Here is a 15,553-nt window from a genome sequence, read left to right on the forward strand (position 1 = left end):
AGATTCTTGTTATGTATTTTTGATTTATGCTTATCAGGCACAGAGATTATCAATGTTACTGGTTATCTTAAGTAACGGCCGGATAGTTGTAATAAACGCTCCTTTAATGGCCTTAAAAGCCTAACAAGAATTTTTGTTATTAATGAGCAGATACTAAAATTGGTAAAAGCATTAAGAAATTATTTTTATAAGTCTGAATATTTTCTTAAATTAAAATAGCGGTGGCTGAACAGCTTTTCCGGCTTTAAAAATCGTAATTCTGGTGAGACCCTTAATTGCCATATTGCTCCTTCTGGTATATACCTGCACTGGCACTACTTTCCGGCAGTTGCAGCAGGCACCGGTACTGGTGGAGCACTTCCGGGAGCACCAAATAATGGATAAAGAAATTAATTTTTTTGAATTTCTGGCCCGGCATTACCTGAACGGCAATGCCAAAGACGCTGATTATACCCGCGACCAGCAATTGCCTTTAAAAAGCAATGATTTTATAGTTTCGACTACAGCCGGTTTTTTTATGCCGGCTTTCTTTCCTATTTTAAACTTTAATTATCCTGCCCTTATTCCGGATTACGGCCAGGTGCCGAATGACAATTTCCGGCCATCACAATTCCTTTCGCAAATCTGGCAACCGCCTAAAAGCTGCTGATTATTCTTTCTTATTCTTTCCTGGGGCCTACTCAGGATTTAAGGTTGTGTGCAGGTATTTAGAAGAAATACTTAACTGCCCGCATTAATTATTTATTCTTTTTAAAGAAATCAGCCATGAACAAATCACCAATATCTGTGCTTTTCAATTATTTACCCGCCACCAGCAAGGGCATCATAATGCCTGGTAAGTTGCAAATGCAGTCAGTTTATCATTTAAAAAAAGATGGCCATGCTTAACCAGATTATTCATTTTTCTATCCGGAATAAGCTTATTATCGGGCTGTTCGTGATAGGCCTGGTGGTTCTGGGGATCTATAATGTAACCAAATTGCCCATCGATGCGGTGCCCGATATTACGAACAACCAGGTGCAGGTTATTACCGTGGCCCCGTCGCTGGGTGCGCCCGACATTGAACGACTCATTACTTTCCCGGTAGAGCAGGCCAACAGCAATATTCCGGGCATCAAGGAAATCCGGAGTTTCTCCCGTTTTGGCCTCTCGCTGGTAACCATAGTTTTTGATGATGGCATAGACGTGTACTGGGCTAGGCAACAAGTAGCCGAGCGCCTGCAGACCGTGCAATCCCAAATGCCGGCGGGTGTGGGCACCCCCGAACTGGGACCCGTAACTACCGGCCTGGGCGAGATTTACCAATATATGGTACGACCCAAGGCTGGCTACGAAGAAAAATACGATGCCATGGAGTTGCGTACCATTCAGGATTGGATAGTGCGGCGGCAACTGCTGGGAGTACCGGGCGTAGCCGATGTAAGCAGTTTTGGTGGTTTCCTGAAACAGTACCAGGTTGCCATTGACCCTGCCCGGCTAAAATCATATGGTTTAACCATTGCGGATGTATTCACGGCACTCGAAAATAATAACCAGAATACCGGCGGTTCCTACATTGATAAAGGCCCCACCGTATTATTTATCCGCAGCGAAGGCCTGCTGGGCAGCCTCGAAGATATCCGGGGCATCGCCCTGAAAAAAACAGCCAATAATACGCCGCTCTACCTGCGCGATGTAGCAGAAGTGGAATTTGGCCACGCCACCCGCTTTGGTGCCATGACTTACAACGACCAGGGAGAAGTAGCCGGCGCCGTGGTGATGATGCTGAAAGGAGCCAACAGCAACCAGGTAATAAAAGAAGTTAAAGCCCGCATCGAGCAAATCCAAAAAGCTTTGCCCGAAGGGGTAATCATTGAACCCTTTCTGGACCGGACCAAAATGGTAAATAATGCCATCAGTACCGTAGAACGAAACCTGCTGGAAGGCGCTTTGATTGTGGTATTTGTATTGGTGTTGTTTCTGGGCAACCTGCGGGCGGGGTTGCTGGTTGCTTCGGTTATTCCGCTTTCCATGCTCTTTGCCGTAACCATGATGAACACCTTTGGCGTCAGCGGTAACCTGATGAGCCTCGGCGCCCTGGATTTCGGGTTGATTGTGGACGGGGCGGTCATTATTGTGGAATCGGTGCTGCACGCGTTTGCGCATAACAAGCGTTTTGCCACTACTACCCGGCTCTCGCAGGTTAAAATGGACGATACGGTGCAGCAATCGGCCAGCCGGATGATGAACAGCGCCATTTTTGGCCAGGTAATTATTTTGATTGTGTATCTCCCCATCCTGACCTTACAGGGAATTGAAGGCAAAATGTTTAAACCCATGGCCCAGACGGTTTCTTTTGCCTTACTGGGTGCTGCTATCCTTTCCCTTACCTACGTGCCCATGATGAGCGCCTTGTTTCTGAGCAAGAAAATCAGCCACAAACCAACTTTTTCGGATCGGATGATGACCCGGCTAGAGAACTTTTACCAGAAATACCTGCGCCGCGTTATTGTATATCCCAAAACCGTAGTAGCCTCGGCGGTATTGCTGTTCGCGGGTGCTTTAATGGTACTGTTATCGCTGGGTGGTGAATTTATTCCGGCTCTGGAAGAAGGCGATTTTGCGGTTGATACCCGGGTGCTGACCGGCAGCAACCTGAATACGACTATCGAGTCAACGCAAAAGGCTTCCGCCATTCTGCTGGAGCGGTTTCCCGAAGTAGAAAAAGTAGTAACAAAAATAGGCTCCGGTGAAATACCAACCGACCCCATGCCACTGGAAGCCAGCGACATGATGGTAATCCTGAAAAATAAAACCGAATGGACCTCAGCCGCCACTTTTAATGAACTGGCCCAGAAAATGGGTACTGCTCTGGAGGAAGTGCCGGGCATCACTGCTGGTTTCCAGTACCCGGTACAGATGCGTTTTAATGAGCTGATGACCGGTGCGCGGCAGGATGTGGTATGCAAAATATTCGGCGAAAACCTGGATACGCTGGCGCATTATGCCCGGCGGGTCGGCGAAGAAGCCGGTACCGTTGCCGGCGCCCAGGATTTGTATGTGGAAACCATTACGGGCATGCCCCAGATTGTTATCCGCTATAATCACGCCGCCATTGCCCAATACGGCTCCAATATTGCCGAAATTAACCGCACCGTAAATGCCGCTTTTGCCGGCGTAAGCAGCGGGCTGGTGTTTGAGGGTGAGCGGCGGTTTGATTTGGTGGTGCGCCTGCAAGGCGAACTGCGGCAGAACCTGAACGACGTGCAGAACCTGCTCATTCCTACCCCGGCGGGTCAGCAGGTACCGCTTTATTTGCTGGCTGATGTTAAACTGGAAGAAGGCCCCTACCAAATCCAACGCGAGGACGCCAAACGCCGGATTATGGTTGGTTTTAACGTAAGGGGCCGGGATGTACAGAGTATTGTAAATGAGTTGCAGCAAAAAATACAACAGAATTTAAAATTACCGCCGGGATATTTTATCGTTTACGGCGGTGCCTTCGAAAACCTGGAAGCTGCAAAAAAGCGATTAACCGTGGCCGTCCCTATTTCCCTGGCGCTCATTTTCTTATTATTATTTTTTGCTTTCCATTCGGTGCGTTACGGCCTGTTAATTTATTCGGCCATACCGCTATCGGCCATTGGCGGTATTTTTGCCCTGGCGCTGCGGGGCATGCCCTTCAGTATTTCGGCGGGCGTTGGTTTTATTGCTTTATTCGGGGTAGCGGTGCTCAATGGCATTGTCATGGTGGCCGAGTTTAACCGGCTAAAGGAAACAGAAGATTTATCGCTGGCCGAAATTGTGCTGGAAGGAACCCGGGTGCGCCTCCGCCCCATCCTGATGACGGCCAGCGTAGCTTCGCTGGGTTTTCTGCCGATGGCTTTAAGCTCCGGGGCCGGTGCCGAAGTACAACGCCCGCTGGCCACCGTGGTAATCGGCGGCTTGCTGGTGGCTACCCTGCTCACTTTGTTTGTGCTGCCGTCCCTTTATATTCTGTTCGGTAAAAAAACCGAAACCAGGATAGATAAAAAGGAACCGGTGCTTACCCCGGCCGTTCTGATTGGCTTTTTGTTGCTGCTCCCTAACCTGGCACAAGCCCAGCAGCCTGTTACCCTGGAAAAAGCAATTGCCAAAGCCTTGGAGCAAAATCTGCCTTTACAAAACGCTCGGCTGCATGCGGCGGCACAGCAGAAGCTGCAAAAAACGGCCTGGGACCTGCCCCAAACCAATATAGTGGGCGAATACGGTCAGATTAACAGTGCCTTCCGGGATAACCGCTTTGGCATATCCCAGGATTTTAAATTCCCGACCTTCTATACCCAGCAGAAACAACTGCTCCAGCACGAGTGGCAGCAGGGAATGCGGCAAACCGAACTGACTGCCTTTAATCTGCAACAGCAGGTGACGCAGGTATTTTACGATATGCTGTATACCCGGGAGAAAAAGAAACTACTGCTGCGCACCGACAGCCTTTATGCTAATTTTCAGCGCAACGCCGAACTGCGCTTTGCCAAAGGGGCCAGCAATATCCTGGAAAAAAATACTGCCCAGACCCAACGCGGTCAGGTACGCCTGCAACTGCAGCAATTACAGCAGGAAATAGTATCCCAGCAACAGCAGTTTCAGGTACTGCTCAACACCGATACGGCTTATGTTCCGGCAGCGTATCCGCTTAAAATGAGTAAACAGAGCCTGCCCGATACCTCCGCGCTGGCCGCTCATCCTTACCTGCAACTGTTGCAGCAACAGCAGCAAGTCAGCCGTGCCCGGACCCAGGTAGAAAAGTCCCGGTTCTTACCAGATTTGCTGGTGGGCTACACCAACCAGAGTTTTGGCGGCTTTCAGAATGTGGCCGGGGTAGAAAAAAGCTATACCACTGCCGATCGCTTTTCTTCGGTGCACCTGGGCATAGGGGTGCCATTATTTTTTGGCGCGCAGCGGGCCCGTCTGGAAGCTGCCCGAATTCAGGAACAGGCTGCCCACAACAGCTACCAAGCCGGCAAACTGGCGCTGGGCACCCAATTGCAAAAGGCATTGGAAAGATTCCGGCTGATATCGGAAACCCTGACCTATTTTGAAACCACGACCTTACCCAGTGCCGCCATTATTATCAAAACGGCCGACCAGCAGTTCAGGGGTGGGGAAATAAATTATTTGGAGTGGGTGCTGCTCACCAACCAGGCCATTACCCTCCAAACGGAATATCTCGACGCCGTCAGAACTTATAACCAAAGTATTCTGGAATTAAATACCCTCACCGGAAGCAGATAATATCATGAAAAATTTATTATATATATTTTTACTGGCTGCTATCCTGCTGGGAGTAGGATGCAGCGCCGAACAACCAACCGAGTCTACCACAAAAAAAAGCCAGCCCGATAATCTGGTACAACTAACGCCGGCTCAGTTAAAAAATGCGGGTATCAGAACCGGAAAACCCGAACGCAAAACCATAGGGGCTGCCCTGCAGGTGAACGGGATTATGGAAGCACCGCCTCAGCGACTGGTATCGGTGAGCGTACCCTTGGGTGGATATCTGAAAAAAACAACTTTGCTGCCGGGTATGCACCTACGAAAAGGACAGCTACTGGCAGAACTGGAAGACCAAGCCTATATTCAGTTGCAACAGGATTACCTGACTGCCAAAGCCCGCCTGGCCTACCTCGAAGAGGAATATAGCCGCCAACGCGATTTGAACCAGAGCAAAGCCACCAGCGACAAAGTATACCAGCAAACCCGCTCGGAATATAGAAGTCAGCAGGTACAATTAAAGGCACTGGCCGAGAGATTGCGGCTGGTGGGCAGCAACCCCAATCAGCTTACCCTAAATAACCTTTCGCGTACCCTGCGCATTTATTCTCCCATTGACGGGTACGTAACGAAGGTAAACGTGAATGTGGGCAAATACGTGGTGCCGACCGACGTGCTATTTGAATTGGTAGACCCACGCGACCTGCACCTGATGCTGACCGTTTTTGAGAAAGACCTTGATAAACTAGCGATAGGGCAAAAAGTATTGGCTTACCGGGCTAACCAGCCCGAGAAAAAGTATCCGGCTGAAATTGTTTACATAGGCAAATCTGTTGCCGACGACCGGGCCGTGGAAGTACATTGCCATTTGGAAAAAGCAGATCCCGGGCTGGTGCCGGGCATGTTTATGAACGCCGAAATTGAAGTGCAGAGCCATGACGCTTATGCTTTACCCGAAGCGGCCATTGTACGGTTTGGCAGCAAGCAATATTTATTCGCCGCTAAAGACAGTGGCATATTCCAAATGGTAGAAGCCCAGACCGGCAACTCCGAACACGGCTATACTGCCTTGGAGCCGGGCCCGGGGCTGCCGCACCCGGAAAACCAGACATTTGTTGTTAACGGCGCTTATGCATTGCTGATGAAATTAAAAAATAAAGCCGAGGAAGAATAAAAGCCCGCACCTTAACACCAGTACGAATTCTGCCGGTTTAATTATAGTACCTTATTTTACAGTACTGTTAAAATATAATTATGCAATTCAAAGAAGATAAAAAATATACGAATAGCCTACAGACCGAGGTAGACGCGGCTTACCTGTATGGGCGGCTGGCAGCAGTAGAGGAAGTGCCCTCCATTGCAAACCTGTTCCGAACGCTATCCGGCATAGAACAGGAGCATGCCTTAAAAATGGCGGAAAAATTAAAGCAGGAAGGTATCCACATTACCTTGCCACCTCCCTCCTGGCGGGCACGGTCCCTTAACCAAATTGGCAGACTGTTCGGGTACGGGTATGTAATCGGGGTGCTGATGGATACAGAAAAGAGCATAACGGTTGCGCAACTGGCACAAAAAGAGAAAAACCAGGTACCCATTTCGGGCGATGAAGCCAATCATGTCAAAATTCTGCAGACCCTGCTAAATAACCAAAGTAAAGTTTCTGGCGAAAATATTGCCCGCATCGAAGGCAAACATAAATCTATCGGTGGCAATGCGTTACGGGCCGCCGTGCTGGGGGCCAACGATGGGCTGGTATCTAACATGAGCCTGGTGATGGGTGTAGCCGGCGCCACCGATGGCGGCAGCGGGGTACTGCTGGCCGGCATGGCCGGCTTACTGGCGGGTGCCCTTTCTATGGCTTTGGGAGAATGGATTTCGGTAAAGAGTTCTCAGGTATTATATGAGCGGCAGATGGAGTTGGAAATGCTGGAGATAGAAAGTAATCCGGCCGGCGAAATGCAGGAACTGGCCCTTATTTATATAGCCAAAGGCATACCCGAAGAACAGGCTTTCCGGATGGCCCAAGAAGCAATATCCGATACCAGCCACGCCCACGAAATATTAGTGAAAGAAGAACTAGGCATCAACGCTGCTGATTTGCAGGGCTCTGCCTGGGAAGCTGCCATCACTTCTTTTCTGCTGTTTGCCATAGGCGCCATTATTCCGGTTATTCCTTTTTTCTACACCACCGGTTTGCCGGCCATTTTACAGAGCGTACTATTCAGTACCGTAGGGCTTTTTATTATTGGTGCAGCAATAACTTTATTTACCGGCAAAAGCATCTGGTTCTCAGGGCTCCGGCAGGTACTTTTTGGGTTAGCGGCGGCAGCCATTACCTACATCATCGGTAAGGTTATTGGGGTAACGATGGCCGGATGAAAATTAGTAATCCTGATGATATTTACTTCATTGTTTGTAAGGAGGTAACTTATAAATCACTTGCAAGTATTTTAAAAAATTGCAAAAAATATGCAAATGACCTGGGTGAAAAAGGCTTTACAATAACACCTACTAATCAATAATTTAAGTTAAAATTATTAAATCGAAACCATTCATGTTAAAGAAATCAATTCTTGGATTATCAATCGTATTCTTAATTATTCAATTCTTCCGGCCGGAAAAAAATATATCTATTCAAGGTCAGTCCCTGGCTTTAAAAAAGCAGTATGTTATTCCGGAAAATGTGGAATTGACTTTCCAAAAAGCTTGTTATGATTGTCATAGCAATAACACCCGTTATCCCTGGTACGCCGAAGTACAACCTGTCGCATGGTTTTTGGCGGATCATGTAAATGATGGAAAAGAGGAATTAAATTTTGATGAATTTTTAACCTATCCTCTCAAGAAGCAAGACCATAAACTGGAAGAAGTAATAGAAACCCAGGAAGAGGATAGTATGCCGCTTTCGTCATATACACTCATTCATCGGGATGCAGTTCTGACCCGGGTTCAAAAAGAAGAAATCATATCTTGGGCAAACCTGACCAGAAGGCAAATTCAATTAAAAAGAAATCAATAATAACTATCTCGCTAAAGCGTTCATAAACATGAAACTTCTATTATATAAGCGAACGTTATTACGCTATACTGTCAGCAGTTAAGTTTAAACTTAGCTTCCCTTAAATACTTGAACGTTATAATATTAAATCATATTAATTATGCACTTAGTTATCCTTTTTATCAGCTTATTATTTTCGGGAGTACCAATTGGTTGGCGTACTGATTTACAGCAAGCAGAGGTGGAAGCAAAAAAATACCATAAACTAATTCTACTTAATTTTTCGGGTTCGGATTGGTGTGGACCTTGCATTAAACTGGAGAAAGATATTTTTGAAAACCAGGCCTTCCAGACCTATGCCGACCAGCACCTGGTGTTGGTGAACGCTGATTTTCCGCGCCTGAAAAAAAACCAGTTAGACCCGAAGCAAAAAGCCCTGAACGAAAAACTAGCCGAAGAATACAACAAAGCCGGTGCTTTTCCGCTTACCTTGCTCCTGGACGCTGATGGGAAGGTAATAATGAAGTGGGAAGGAATTCCGGCTAAAACCGCTTCGAATTTTATTTCTTTGTTGCAAACCAACAGCAAGTGAAAACCGGGGTAACCCTTTACCAGACCACCTCCGGCTTATACCGCCGGGTTCAGAAGCTGATGGGCAACCGTTTTGAACTTACTATTTTGGCTCAGGACGAAGAAAAGGCAAAAGTAAGCCTCGACGCTGCCGTAGCCGAAATCCAGCGGATAGAGAAATTACTCACCACTTTTGCCGATACCAGCGAGACAAATAAAATAAATGCCTTAGCGGGCATCTCTCCTTTTACGCCTTCGCCGGAAGTTTATGAGCTGATTGCCCGTTCGCGGCGAATTTCGGAGCTTACCCAGGGAGCTTTCGACATCACCTACGGGGGAGTAGACAAGAGCCTCTGGAACTTTGATACCAGCCTTAAAAGATTACCATCGGCCGAAGTAGCGCAAGCTTCGGTGCGGCTGGTGAACTACAAAAACGTGTTGCTGAATCCGAAAGAAAAAAGTGTTTTGCTGAAATACCCCGGCATGCGTATTGGGTTTGGCGGTATTGGTAAAGGTTATGCTGCCGAACGGGCTAAGTTGGTTTTGCAGCAATTGGGCATAAAAAGCGGTATTGTAAACGCCGCCGGTGATTTAACAGCCTGGGGCAACCAGCCCAATGGCCAGCCCTGGACCATTGGCATCGCCGACCCGGATGCGGCGCAAAAGCCTTTCTCTAAGTTCAACATTACCGGTATGGCCGTAGCTACCTCCGGCAACTACGAAAAATTTGTAATAATTAACGGTAAAAGGTACAGTCATACCATTAATCCCAAAACCGGTTTACCCGTAACCGGTATCAAAAGTGTAACCATCCTTTGCCCCAATGCCGAACTGGCCGATGCCATGGCTACGCCCGTGATGGTGATGGGGGTTAAAGTAGGCTTGGCGCTCATCAACCAGATGAAAAACATTGCCTGTATTTTAGTAGATGACCAAGACCGTATATTTTATTCTGACAACATAAGACTTACCGCATGATTTTTAGTAAACGCCCGCTCCTATTGCTCCTACCATTGGTGGCCGGATGCCTCTTTTCCTGCCAGTCGGTGAAGGAGTATAACAAAATGTATCTGAACGATGCCGAGATGGGTTTATCGGCCCGTAAAGTGGAGAAAACCGAGATGAACTATTTGTTGTACCGCGAGGGCGCTTCGGGGGCTAACGGCGGCAAGACCGGCGGTGGCTGCGGCTGCAATTAATTAAAGCCTGAAGACCATGCAAAAAATCTGCCTGAGCGCCTCCCTTTTCTTTCTCTCCATCCTTAGCTCATTCTCCCAAACGGCCCCACCCGATTCTGATTCTTTTAAAAGCCGAAAATTGAAGGCAGAAGAAGTAAACTTTGTTTCGAGTTATTACAACCAGGATGGAGACAACTCAGCCGTTACGGGTGGTATCGGTACCGAAAAGCTAACGGATATTTCTTCGGTTTTTGATATTTCCCTTACGCGAACCGATCTCCGGAACCGCTTACATACGCTGCGATTAGAGGCCGGCATCGACCATTACACTTCGGCTTCCTCGGACCGGATAGATCCCAATACCATTTCTTCCGCCTCGGCTTCGGATAACCGTTTTTACCCGGGTGTTACCTGGACCCGGCTGGATGCAGAAAAGCACTACACCTTGGGAGCTAGTTTATCCATGTCGCGGGAGTACGATTACTTCTCTAAAGGCGCCAGTTTTAATTTTAGCCAGTTTTCCAAGGATCATAATCGGGAATTTGGTTTAACCCTTGGCGCGTATTTAGACACCTGGAAGATTATTTACCCCATCGAACTGCGCACCTTGGCCACCAGTACCGGCCTGATTCCTAACCCGGAGGCTTCCGGCTCCAAACCCCGCAACTCCTACAATGCTTCTTTTGTGCTGACGCAGGTTATTAATAAACGGATGCAGCTATCTTTGCTATTGGACCTGGCTTTCCAATCGGGCCAATTGGCAACGCCTTACCAGCGGGTATATTTCCAGGATAAGTCGGTGCACGTAGAGCATCTGCCCGCGCAACGTTTAAAAATTCCGGCGGGTATACGGTTTAACTATTTCGCTACCGATCGGGTGGTTCTCCGGTCGTTTTACCGCTTTTATACCGATGATTGGGGCATTACGGCGCATACCGCTGAATTAGAAGTTCCTTATAAATTAACCCCATTTTTATCGCTGAGTCCTTTTTACCGGTTTTATACCCAAACCGCGGCTGATTATTTTGCCGGGTACCAGCAACATGGGATGCAGCAGGCGTTTTATACCAGCGATTACGACTTATCTGCCTTCAACAGCCATTTGGCCGGACTGAACCTGCGGCTAAATTCCGCCTCGGGCATACTGGGTATAAACAAGCTGAATACGGTAGAAATCCGGTACGGCCATTATAACCGCAGCAATGGCTTAATTTCTAATTCCATTACATTAGGAGTTACTTTGAAATAGAACTTCTGTTTTGCCGTAGTTTTTTCATCTATTAAGTATTTAAAGCTAAATATTTTAGCCTATGTGGCTTTATAGATTTCTGTGTTTCTTACCATAATTAAGGCTGCTTCATTTATGCATGTTAACTAGAGTATTACCAATATCCGGTACCCCAAAACACCTCCATTTTACTAATTCAAAACTATCACAAACCTTGGAATTTAATATTCAAATTGATATATATCATATAACACTCTAACGGTAGTCATAAAACAGAGCAGGGGTAATTCGTAGCTTTGATAAAGGGCAAGAAATTGTAATAACTGGTAAGTGAAGGTTGAATTTATTGCCGGAAGAATAAATTTTAAACCTAATACCTTTATGAAAACGATCCTGCTTCCCACCGATTTTTCTCCTAATTCAGCTAATGCAGCGAAATACGCCGCAGCATTAACTTCTCAAATAAAGGGCAAACTATTGTTAGTGCATGTGTTAGGCCCCGAAACAGCTGCCACTTCCGAAGGAGGAGTAATTTCCCTGCCGCCGGATATTCGCCTCGAACTTTTTTACCAGAATAAGCTCCTTAAATTATCAAAACAGTTAAGATTAGATTACGGCTTTCTTTTTGAGCTGGAAACGATGTGTGTACAGGGGGCTATACCGGAAGAACTAAACAAGATAATCCAGCGAAAGAAAGTTGATTTAGTTGTGATGGGAACCAAGGGCGCGAATGGTTTTTTAGAAAAACTCTCGGGAACTACTTCTGCCGGTTTTATGAAAGAAGCTGGTTCTCCTGTACTCATTATTCCGGGAAATGCCCGGTTCCAGAATATTAAAAATATTACTTATGCCTCGAATTTTGAAAAAGACGAAACTATTTTTCTGCAACAGCTTTTGCAGTTTACCCAACCATTTTCTCCCGCTATCTCTATCTTAAATATTAAGAGCGATGACCAAATCGATCTGGTTTGCGACAACCAAATTTTAGAGGAAATTCAAACTCAATTTCCAGAGCAGTTTTTTAATATTTTCCAGGTGGAGGCAGACGATGTGGTTAAGGGCATTCACCAATTCATAACACAAAGTCAGGCCGATATTCTGGCGGTATCCATCCCGGGTAAACCTTTTCTGGAGGAATTATTCCACCGGAGCATCAGTCGGCAACTGGCTTATACCAGCCAGATTCCACTATTGGCTTTACCGGCCCGGCCATTTAAATTATCTGCTCCGGCAAAATCAGCCAGGCTCGCTAGTCAGCCCGCGGTCTAGGATACCTTTCCGATAACCACTACTCTAACCAAAAGCCTGGGAAATAAATTTAAAAACCGGATTGCTGGTGAACCAGGAATATTACGAATATATGAATTAAGCTAAAAGGGTCCGGCGATTAAGATGATGCAACTGTTCAGAAGATATCAGTTTTTGTTTCTTTCGATATTTAGCCTGCTATGGCCATTATCCGCAAGCTGCAACCCATCTCCGGCCCAAAAGCTTTCCAAAGCTCTGCTGCAGTATCAGCAATTGGCTCTTCTAAATGAATGGGCTACTTTTCCTAAAGATTTGTGTTTACGGCCGAACGACACGTTGGATTTTATACTGAATTTGCGCAAAAATCTTTTATTAACGGGTGACTTAGAGAAAAAGGTAAATTCAGCGAATAACTTTTTTGATCCCGCCTTAACCATGGCGGTAAAAAAATTTCAGCGTCGGCACAATCTGGCCTCGGATGGCATTGCCGGCCAGCAAACCATAGAAGCGTTGAACATTACGCCGGCACAACGGGTGCAACAGATTCAGCTAAATATAAAAAGATGGCAGGCTGACTCTGCCTTGATGGTGCAGCCCCACGTGCTGGTGAATATTCCGGATTATACCTTGCAGTTAATAGGCAAAGCCCACCATACGATTTGGCAAACAAGGGTAATTGTTGGGCAAACGCTGAAGGGGTTTAGCACCACCATAATGGCTGGCAATATTACCTACCTGGTTATTAATCCAGGGTGGCATATTCCCCAAAGTATTATTCTGCGCGAAATTATACCTATTCTGAAAGCCGATCCGGCGTACCTCACCCGTAACCACATGACCTTATACCGGTTAAACGGCTCCCGGAGCATCAAAACATCTGCCGAAGCCATTAATTGGTTTACGTTTAATCCTATTAATGAACCTATCCGGATTGTGCAGGAACCCGGGCCGTGGAATGCTTTAGGCAATTTAAAATTTATTTTCCCGAACGAGAACAATATTTATTTACACGATACTCCTTTTAAGGCCTTATTTGAGCAACCGGTGCGCACCTATAGCCACGGTTGCATTCGGGTTGAGCACCCGCACACGCTGGCAACTTACTTACTAAGTACTAATTGGCAGAACCCGGTTGAACTTACCAGTATAAGGCAGGAAAAAGAATTAAATAAAATAATGCCCTTACCTAAGCCGGTACCTGTAAAGATAGGCTATTATACCTGTTGGGTAGATGCTGCCGGAGATTTACAGTTCCGGAAAGACATTTATAAACTGGATAACCTGAACCAGAATTTCCCTCTAAAAACCAGTTTACCTGGGCCGGAGGTAAAAGTACCAACCGAAACAAAAGTTTGATAAAGCTAGCTTCCCCTAATTACCTTAACCTAATAACAGGCAAAAGCGGTTTAAACTGATTTTATTTTAATCATAATATTTATGGCAACCCCTACTCTTGAAAGTGATCCTAAAAGCAGCCTGAAAGCTAATGCTCAGGCCAATGCAGAAACCTATTTTCTGGAGGGGCCTCATGCACGCGAAAATGAGCTTAAATTTTTATTCAGTGTAGTACTCGATTTTTTTCATGGCTTTAGAGTGCTGCACTTTGTGGGACCCTGTATTACCGTTTTTGGTTCGGCTCGTTTTACGGAAGAGCATTCGGCTTATGCTCAAGCGCGGGCCACCGGTGCCGGGTTAGCCCGGTTAGGTTTTACCGTAATGACGGGCGGAGGTCCCGGCATTATGGAAGCCGCTAACCGCGGTGCCAAAGAAGCAGGCGGCCGGTCGGTAGGCTGCAATATTATCTTACCGCATGAACAAAATCCAAACCCGTATTTAGACAGATGGATAAATATAAAGTACTTTTTTGTGCGAAAAGTACTGCTCTCCAAGTATTCTTATGGTTTTGTGGTTATGCCGGGTGGTTTTGGCACCCTCGATGAATTATTTGAAGCGCTTACACTTATCCAGACTAAAAAAATGCCCAGGTTCCCGGTAGTGGTTTTAGATACAGTTTACCATGCCAACCTTCAGCAACACCTGATACACATGCTCAAAGCGCGTACCATTCAGCCAAAAGACCTGGATTTAATACTATTTACTGATTCGGTGGAAGAAGCCTTAGCCCATCTGGAAAAATATGCTATTGGTCCTTTCGGATTGAAACGCCGGAAACCAAAGCCGATTAGCTGGCTTGGTGAATCCTGATCCGAGAAGAAGGAATCGAAAAACTAGCGCGCTACTTCTTTAAACTTGTAATACTAACAGGTAAGGTCTTTAGAATAAAATTAATTACCGGGCAATTGTACTAACTCAAACCAGTAATTATGGAGGGTTTTGGTTAATTCTACGAGCAAGGCAAAAGTTACTGGCTTTACAATATATGCGTTTGCGCCTAAATCAAGCGTTTTCAGAATGTCTTCTTCGGCCTTTGAAGTAGTTAGTACCACTACCGGAATTAAGCGTAAAACCGGATCAGCTTTCATCTCTTTTAACACTTCCCGCCCGTCTTTCTTCGGCATATTTAAATCTAAGAGCACCAAACCAGGCAGCGGATACTTTTCTTTATTCGAAAATTTTCCTTTGTTGTACAGATAATCTATTAATTCCTCGCCGTTTGGCACAAAGTACAAAGAATTTTGTATCTGGTTTTCTTCTACGGCCTCCTCTATTAACATGCAATCTTCTGCATCATCATCAGCTATCAGAATTATTCTGTTTGGCTTAATTTCATTCATTACCCTAATGCTAATTTATTCTTCCCTTTTAATTATCACAAATATAAAGAAGTCCTATTACTTCAGTTCCTAAAAAAACTATACGGCAATATCGAATTTTCTATTAAAAGGTTAACTCTGATACCCACCGCTTGCTTGTAGCCTTTTTTCTAGAACTACTTAATATTGTTGGTTTGCTTTTTAGGTAATCCTTTATAAAATAGCCCTCTTACTTTTCTGCTAAATATAATTTATCTTTCTAATAAACTAAATGCTATTTTTTTCATTTATCTGCTTTATAATAATTTTATAACACACTCAAAAATTTTATAACACACTCAAAAGATATGGTATCAGATATTCTGGAACAGAGTCAGGTAGCAG

General features: G+C 45.8%; 13 protein-coding genes. 12 read left to right on the forward strand and 1 reads right to left on the reverse strand.

Translation table 11 applies throughout. The features are described from left to right. Positions 1-262 precede the first annotated feature (262 nt). From AAE02nite_RS24115 to AAE02nite_RS24170, 12 genes are all read left to right on the forward strand, one after another. Complete coding sequence (locus AAE02nite_RS24115; protein ID WP_146904627.1) at positions 263-649, forward strand: hypothetical protein; 387 nt, start codon at positions 263-265, stop codon at positions 647-649. A gap of 225 nt (positions 650-874) precedes the next feature. After that, positions 875-5,254 (forward strand): CusA/CzcA family heavy metal efflux RND transporter, encoded by a 4,380-nt coding sequence (locus AAE02nite_RS24120; RefSeq protein ID WP_307725567.1) that lies wholly within the window; start codon positions 875-877, stop codon positions 5,252-5,254. A 4-nt stretch (positions 5,255-5,258) separates the two neighbouring features. Beyond that, positions 5,259-6,407 (forward strand): efflux RND transporter periplasmic adaptor subunit, encoded by a 1,149-nt coding sequence (locus AAE02nite_RS24125; protein WP_146904630.1) that lies wholly within the window; start codon positions 5,259-5,261, stop codon positions 6,405-6,407. An 80-nt stretch (positions 6,408-6,487) separates the two neighbouring features. After that, complete coding sequence (locus AAE02nite_RS24130; RefSeq protein WP_146904633.1) at positions 6,488-7,612, forward strand: VIT1/CCC1 transporter family protein; 1,125 nt, start codon at positions 6,488-6,490, stop codon at positions 7,610-7,612. A 175-nt stretch (positions 7,613-7,787) separates the two neighbouring features. Continuing rightward, entirely contained in the window at positions 7,788-8,252 is a 465-nt protein-coding gene (locus AAE02nite_RS24135; RefSeq protein ID WP_146904636.1) for a heme-binding domain-containing protein, read from the forward strand. A gap of 139 nt (positions 8,253-8,391) precedes the next feature. Further along, entirely contained in the window at positions 8,392-8,823 is a 432-nt protein-coding gene (locus AAE02nite_RS24140; protein WP_146904639.1) for a thioredoxin family protein, read from the forward strand. Continuing rightward, positions 8,820-9,779 carry an FAD:protein FMN transferase gene (locus tag AAE02nite_RS24145; RefSeq protein ID WP_307725568.1) on the forward strand — a complete coding sequence of 320 codons (960 nt, stop codon included), beginning with the start codon at positions 8,820-8,822 and terminating at the stop codon, positions 9,777-9,779. The genes AAE02nite_RS24140 and AAE02nite_RS24145 overlap by 4 nt, the downstream gene beginning before the upstream one ends. Next, entirely contained in the window at positions 9,776-10,000 is a 225-nt protein-coding gene (locus AAE02nite_RS24150) for a DUF4266 domain-containing protein (protein ID WP_146904642.1), read from the forward strand. Before AAE02nite_RS24145 ends, AAE02nite_RS24150 begins: the two co-directional genes overlap by 4 nt. Positions 10,001-10,016: 16 nt before the next feature. Next, entirely contained in the window at positions 10,017-11,228 is a 1,212-nt protein-coding gene (locus AAE02nite_RS24155) for a DUF3570 domain-containing protein (RefSeq protein WP_146904645.1), read from the forward strand. 360 nt (positions 11,229-11,588) lie between these two features. Then, positions 11,589-12,476: a universal stress protein gene (locus AAE02nite_RS24160; RefSeq protein WP_146904648.1), complete on the forward strand. Its 888-nt coding sequence runs from the start codon at positions 11,589-11,591 to the stop codon at positions 12,474-12,476. Between the two features lie 126 nt (positions 12,477-12,602). Next, a complete protein-coding gene (locus AAE02nite_RS26595) occupies positions 12,603-13,811 on the forward strand; it encodes a L,D-transpeptidase family protein (protein WP_262713478.1) in 1,209 nt (402 codons plus the stop codon). Between the two features lie 81 nt (positions 13,812-13,892). Continuing rightward, the gene (locus AAE02nite_RS24170; RefSeq protein ID WP_146904654.1) at positions 13,893-14,660 is read left to right on the forward strand and encodes an LOG family protein; all 768 of its coding nucleotides are present in this window, start codon (positions 13,893-13,895) and stop codon (positions 14,658-14,660) included. 80 nt (positions 14,661-14,740) lie between these two features. On the opposite strand, the gene AAE02nite_RS24175 is transcribed toward AAE02nite_RS24170, so the two are convergent. Further along, the gene (locus AAE02nite_RS24175) at positions 14,741-15,190 is read right to left on the reverse strand and encodes a response regulator (RefSeq protein WP_174762000.1); all 450 of its coding nucleotides are present in this window, start codon (positions 15,188-15,190) and stop codon (positions 14,741-14,743) included. Between the last annotated feature and the right edge of the window lie 363 nt (positions 15,191-15,553).

This window comes from Adhaeribacter aerolatus (assembly GCF_007991635.1).
In the GTDB taxonomy this organism is placed as follows: domain Bacteria; phylum Bacteroidota; class Bacteroidia; order Cytophagales; family Hymenobacteraceae; genus Adhaeribacter; species Adhaeribacter aerolatus.

Excerpts from the sequence above, each read along its gene's own strand:
- AAE02nite_RS24120 (WP_307725567.1), top strand. The coding sequence starts at position 875 with ATGGCCATGCTTAACCAGATTATTCATTTTTCTATCCGGAATAAGCTT.
- AAE02nite_RS24125 (WP_146904630.1), top strand. The coding sequence starts at position 5,259 with ATGAAAAATTTATTATATATATTTTTACTGGCTGCTATCCTGCTGGGA.
- AAE02nite_RS24130 (WP_146904633.1), top strand. The coding sequence starts at position 6,488 with ATGCAATTCAAAGAAGATAAAAAATATACGAATAGCCTACAGACCGAG.
- AAE02nite_RS24135 (WP_146904636.1), top strand. The coding sequence starts at position 7,788 with ATGTTAAAGAAATCAATTCTTGGATTATCAATCGTATTCTTAATTATT.
- AAE02nite_RS24140 (WP_146904639.1), top strand. The coding sequence starts at position 8,392 with ATGCACTTAGTTATCCTTTTTATCAGCTTATTATTTTCGGGAGTACCA.
- AAE02nite_RS24150 (WP_146904642.1), top strand. The coding sequence starts at position 9,776 with ATGATTTTTAGTAAACGCCCGCTCCTATTGCTCCTACCATTGGTGGCC.
- AAE02nite_RS24155 (WP_146904645.1), top strand. The coding sequence starts at position 10,017 with ATGCAAAAAATCTGCCTGAGCGCCTCCCTTTTCTTTCTCTCCATCCTT.
- AAE02nite_RS24160 (WP_146904648.1), top strand. The coding sequence starts at position 11,589 with ATGAAAACGATCCTGCTTCCCACCGATTTTTCTCCTAATTCAGCTAAT.
- AAE02nite_RS26595 (WP_262713478.1), top strand. The coding sequence starts at position 12,603 with ATGCAACTGTTCAGAAGATATCAGTTTTTGTTTCTTTCGATATTTAGC.
- AAE02nite_RS24170 (WP_146904654.1), top strand. The coding sequence starts at position 13,893 with ATGGCAACCCCTACTCTTGAAAGTGATCCTAAAAGCAGCCTGAAAGCT.
- AAE02nite_RS24175 (WP_174762000.1), bottom strand. The coding sequence starts at position 15,190 with ATGAATGAAATTAAGCCAAACAGAATAATTCTGATAGCTGATGATGAT.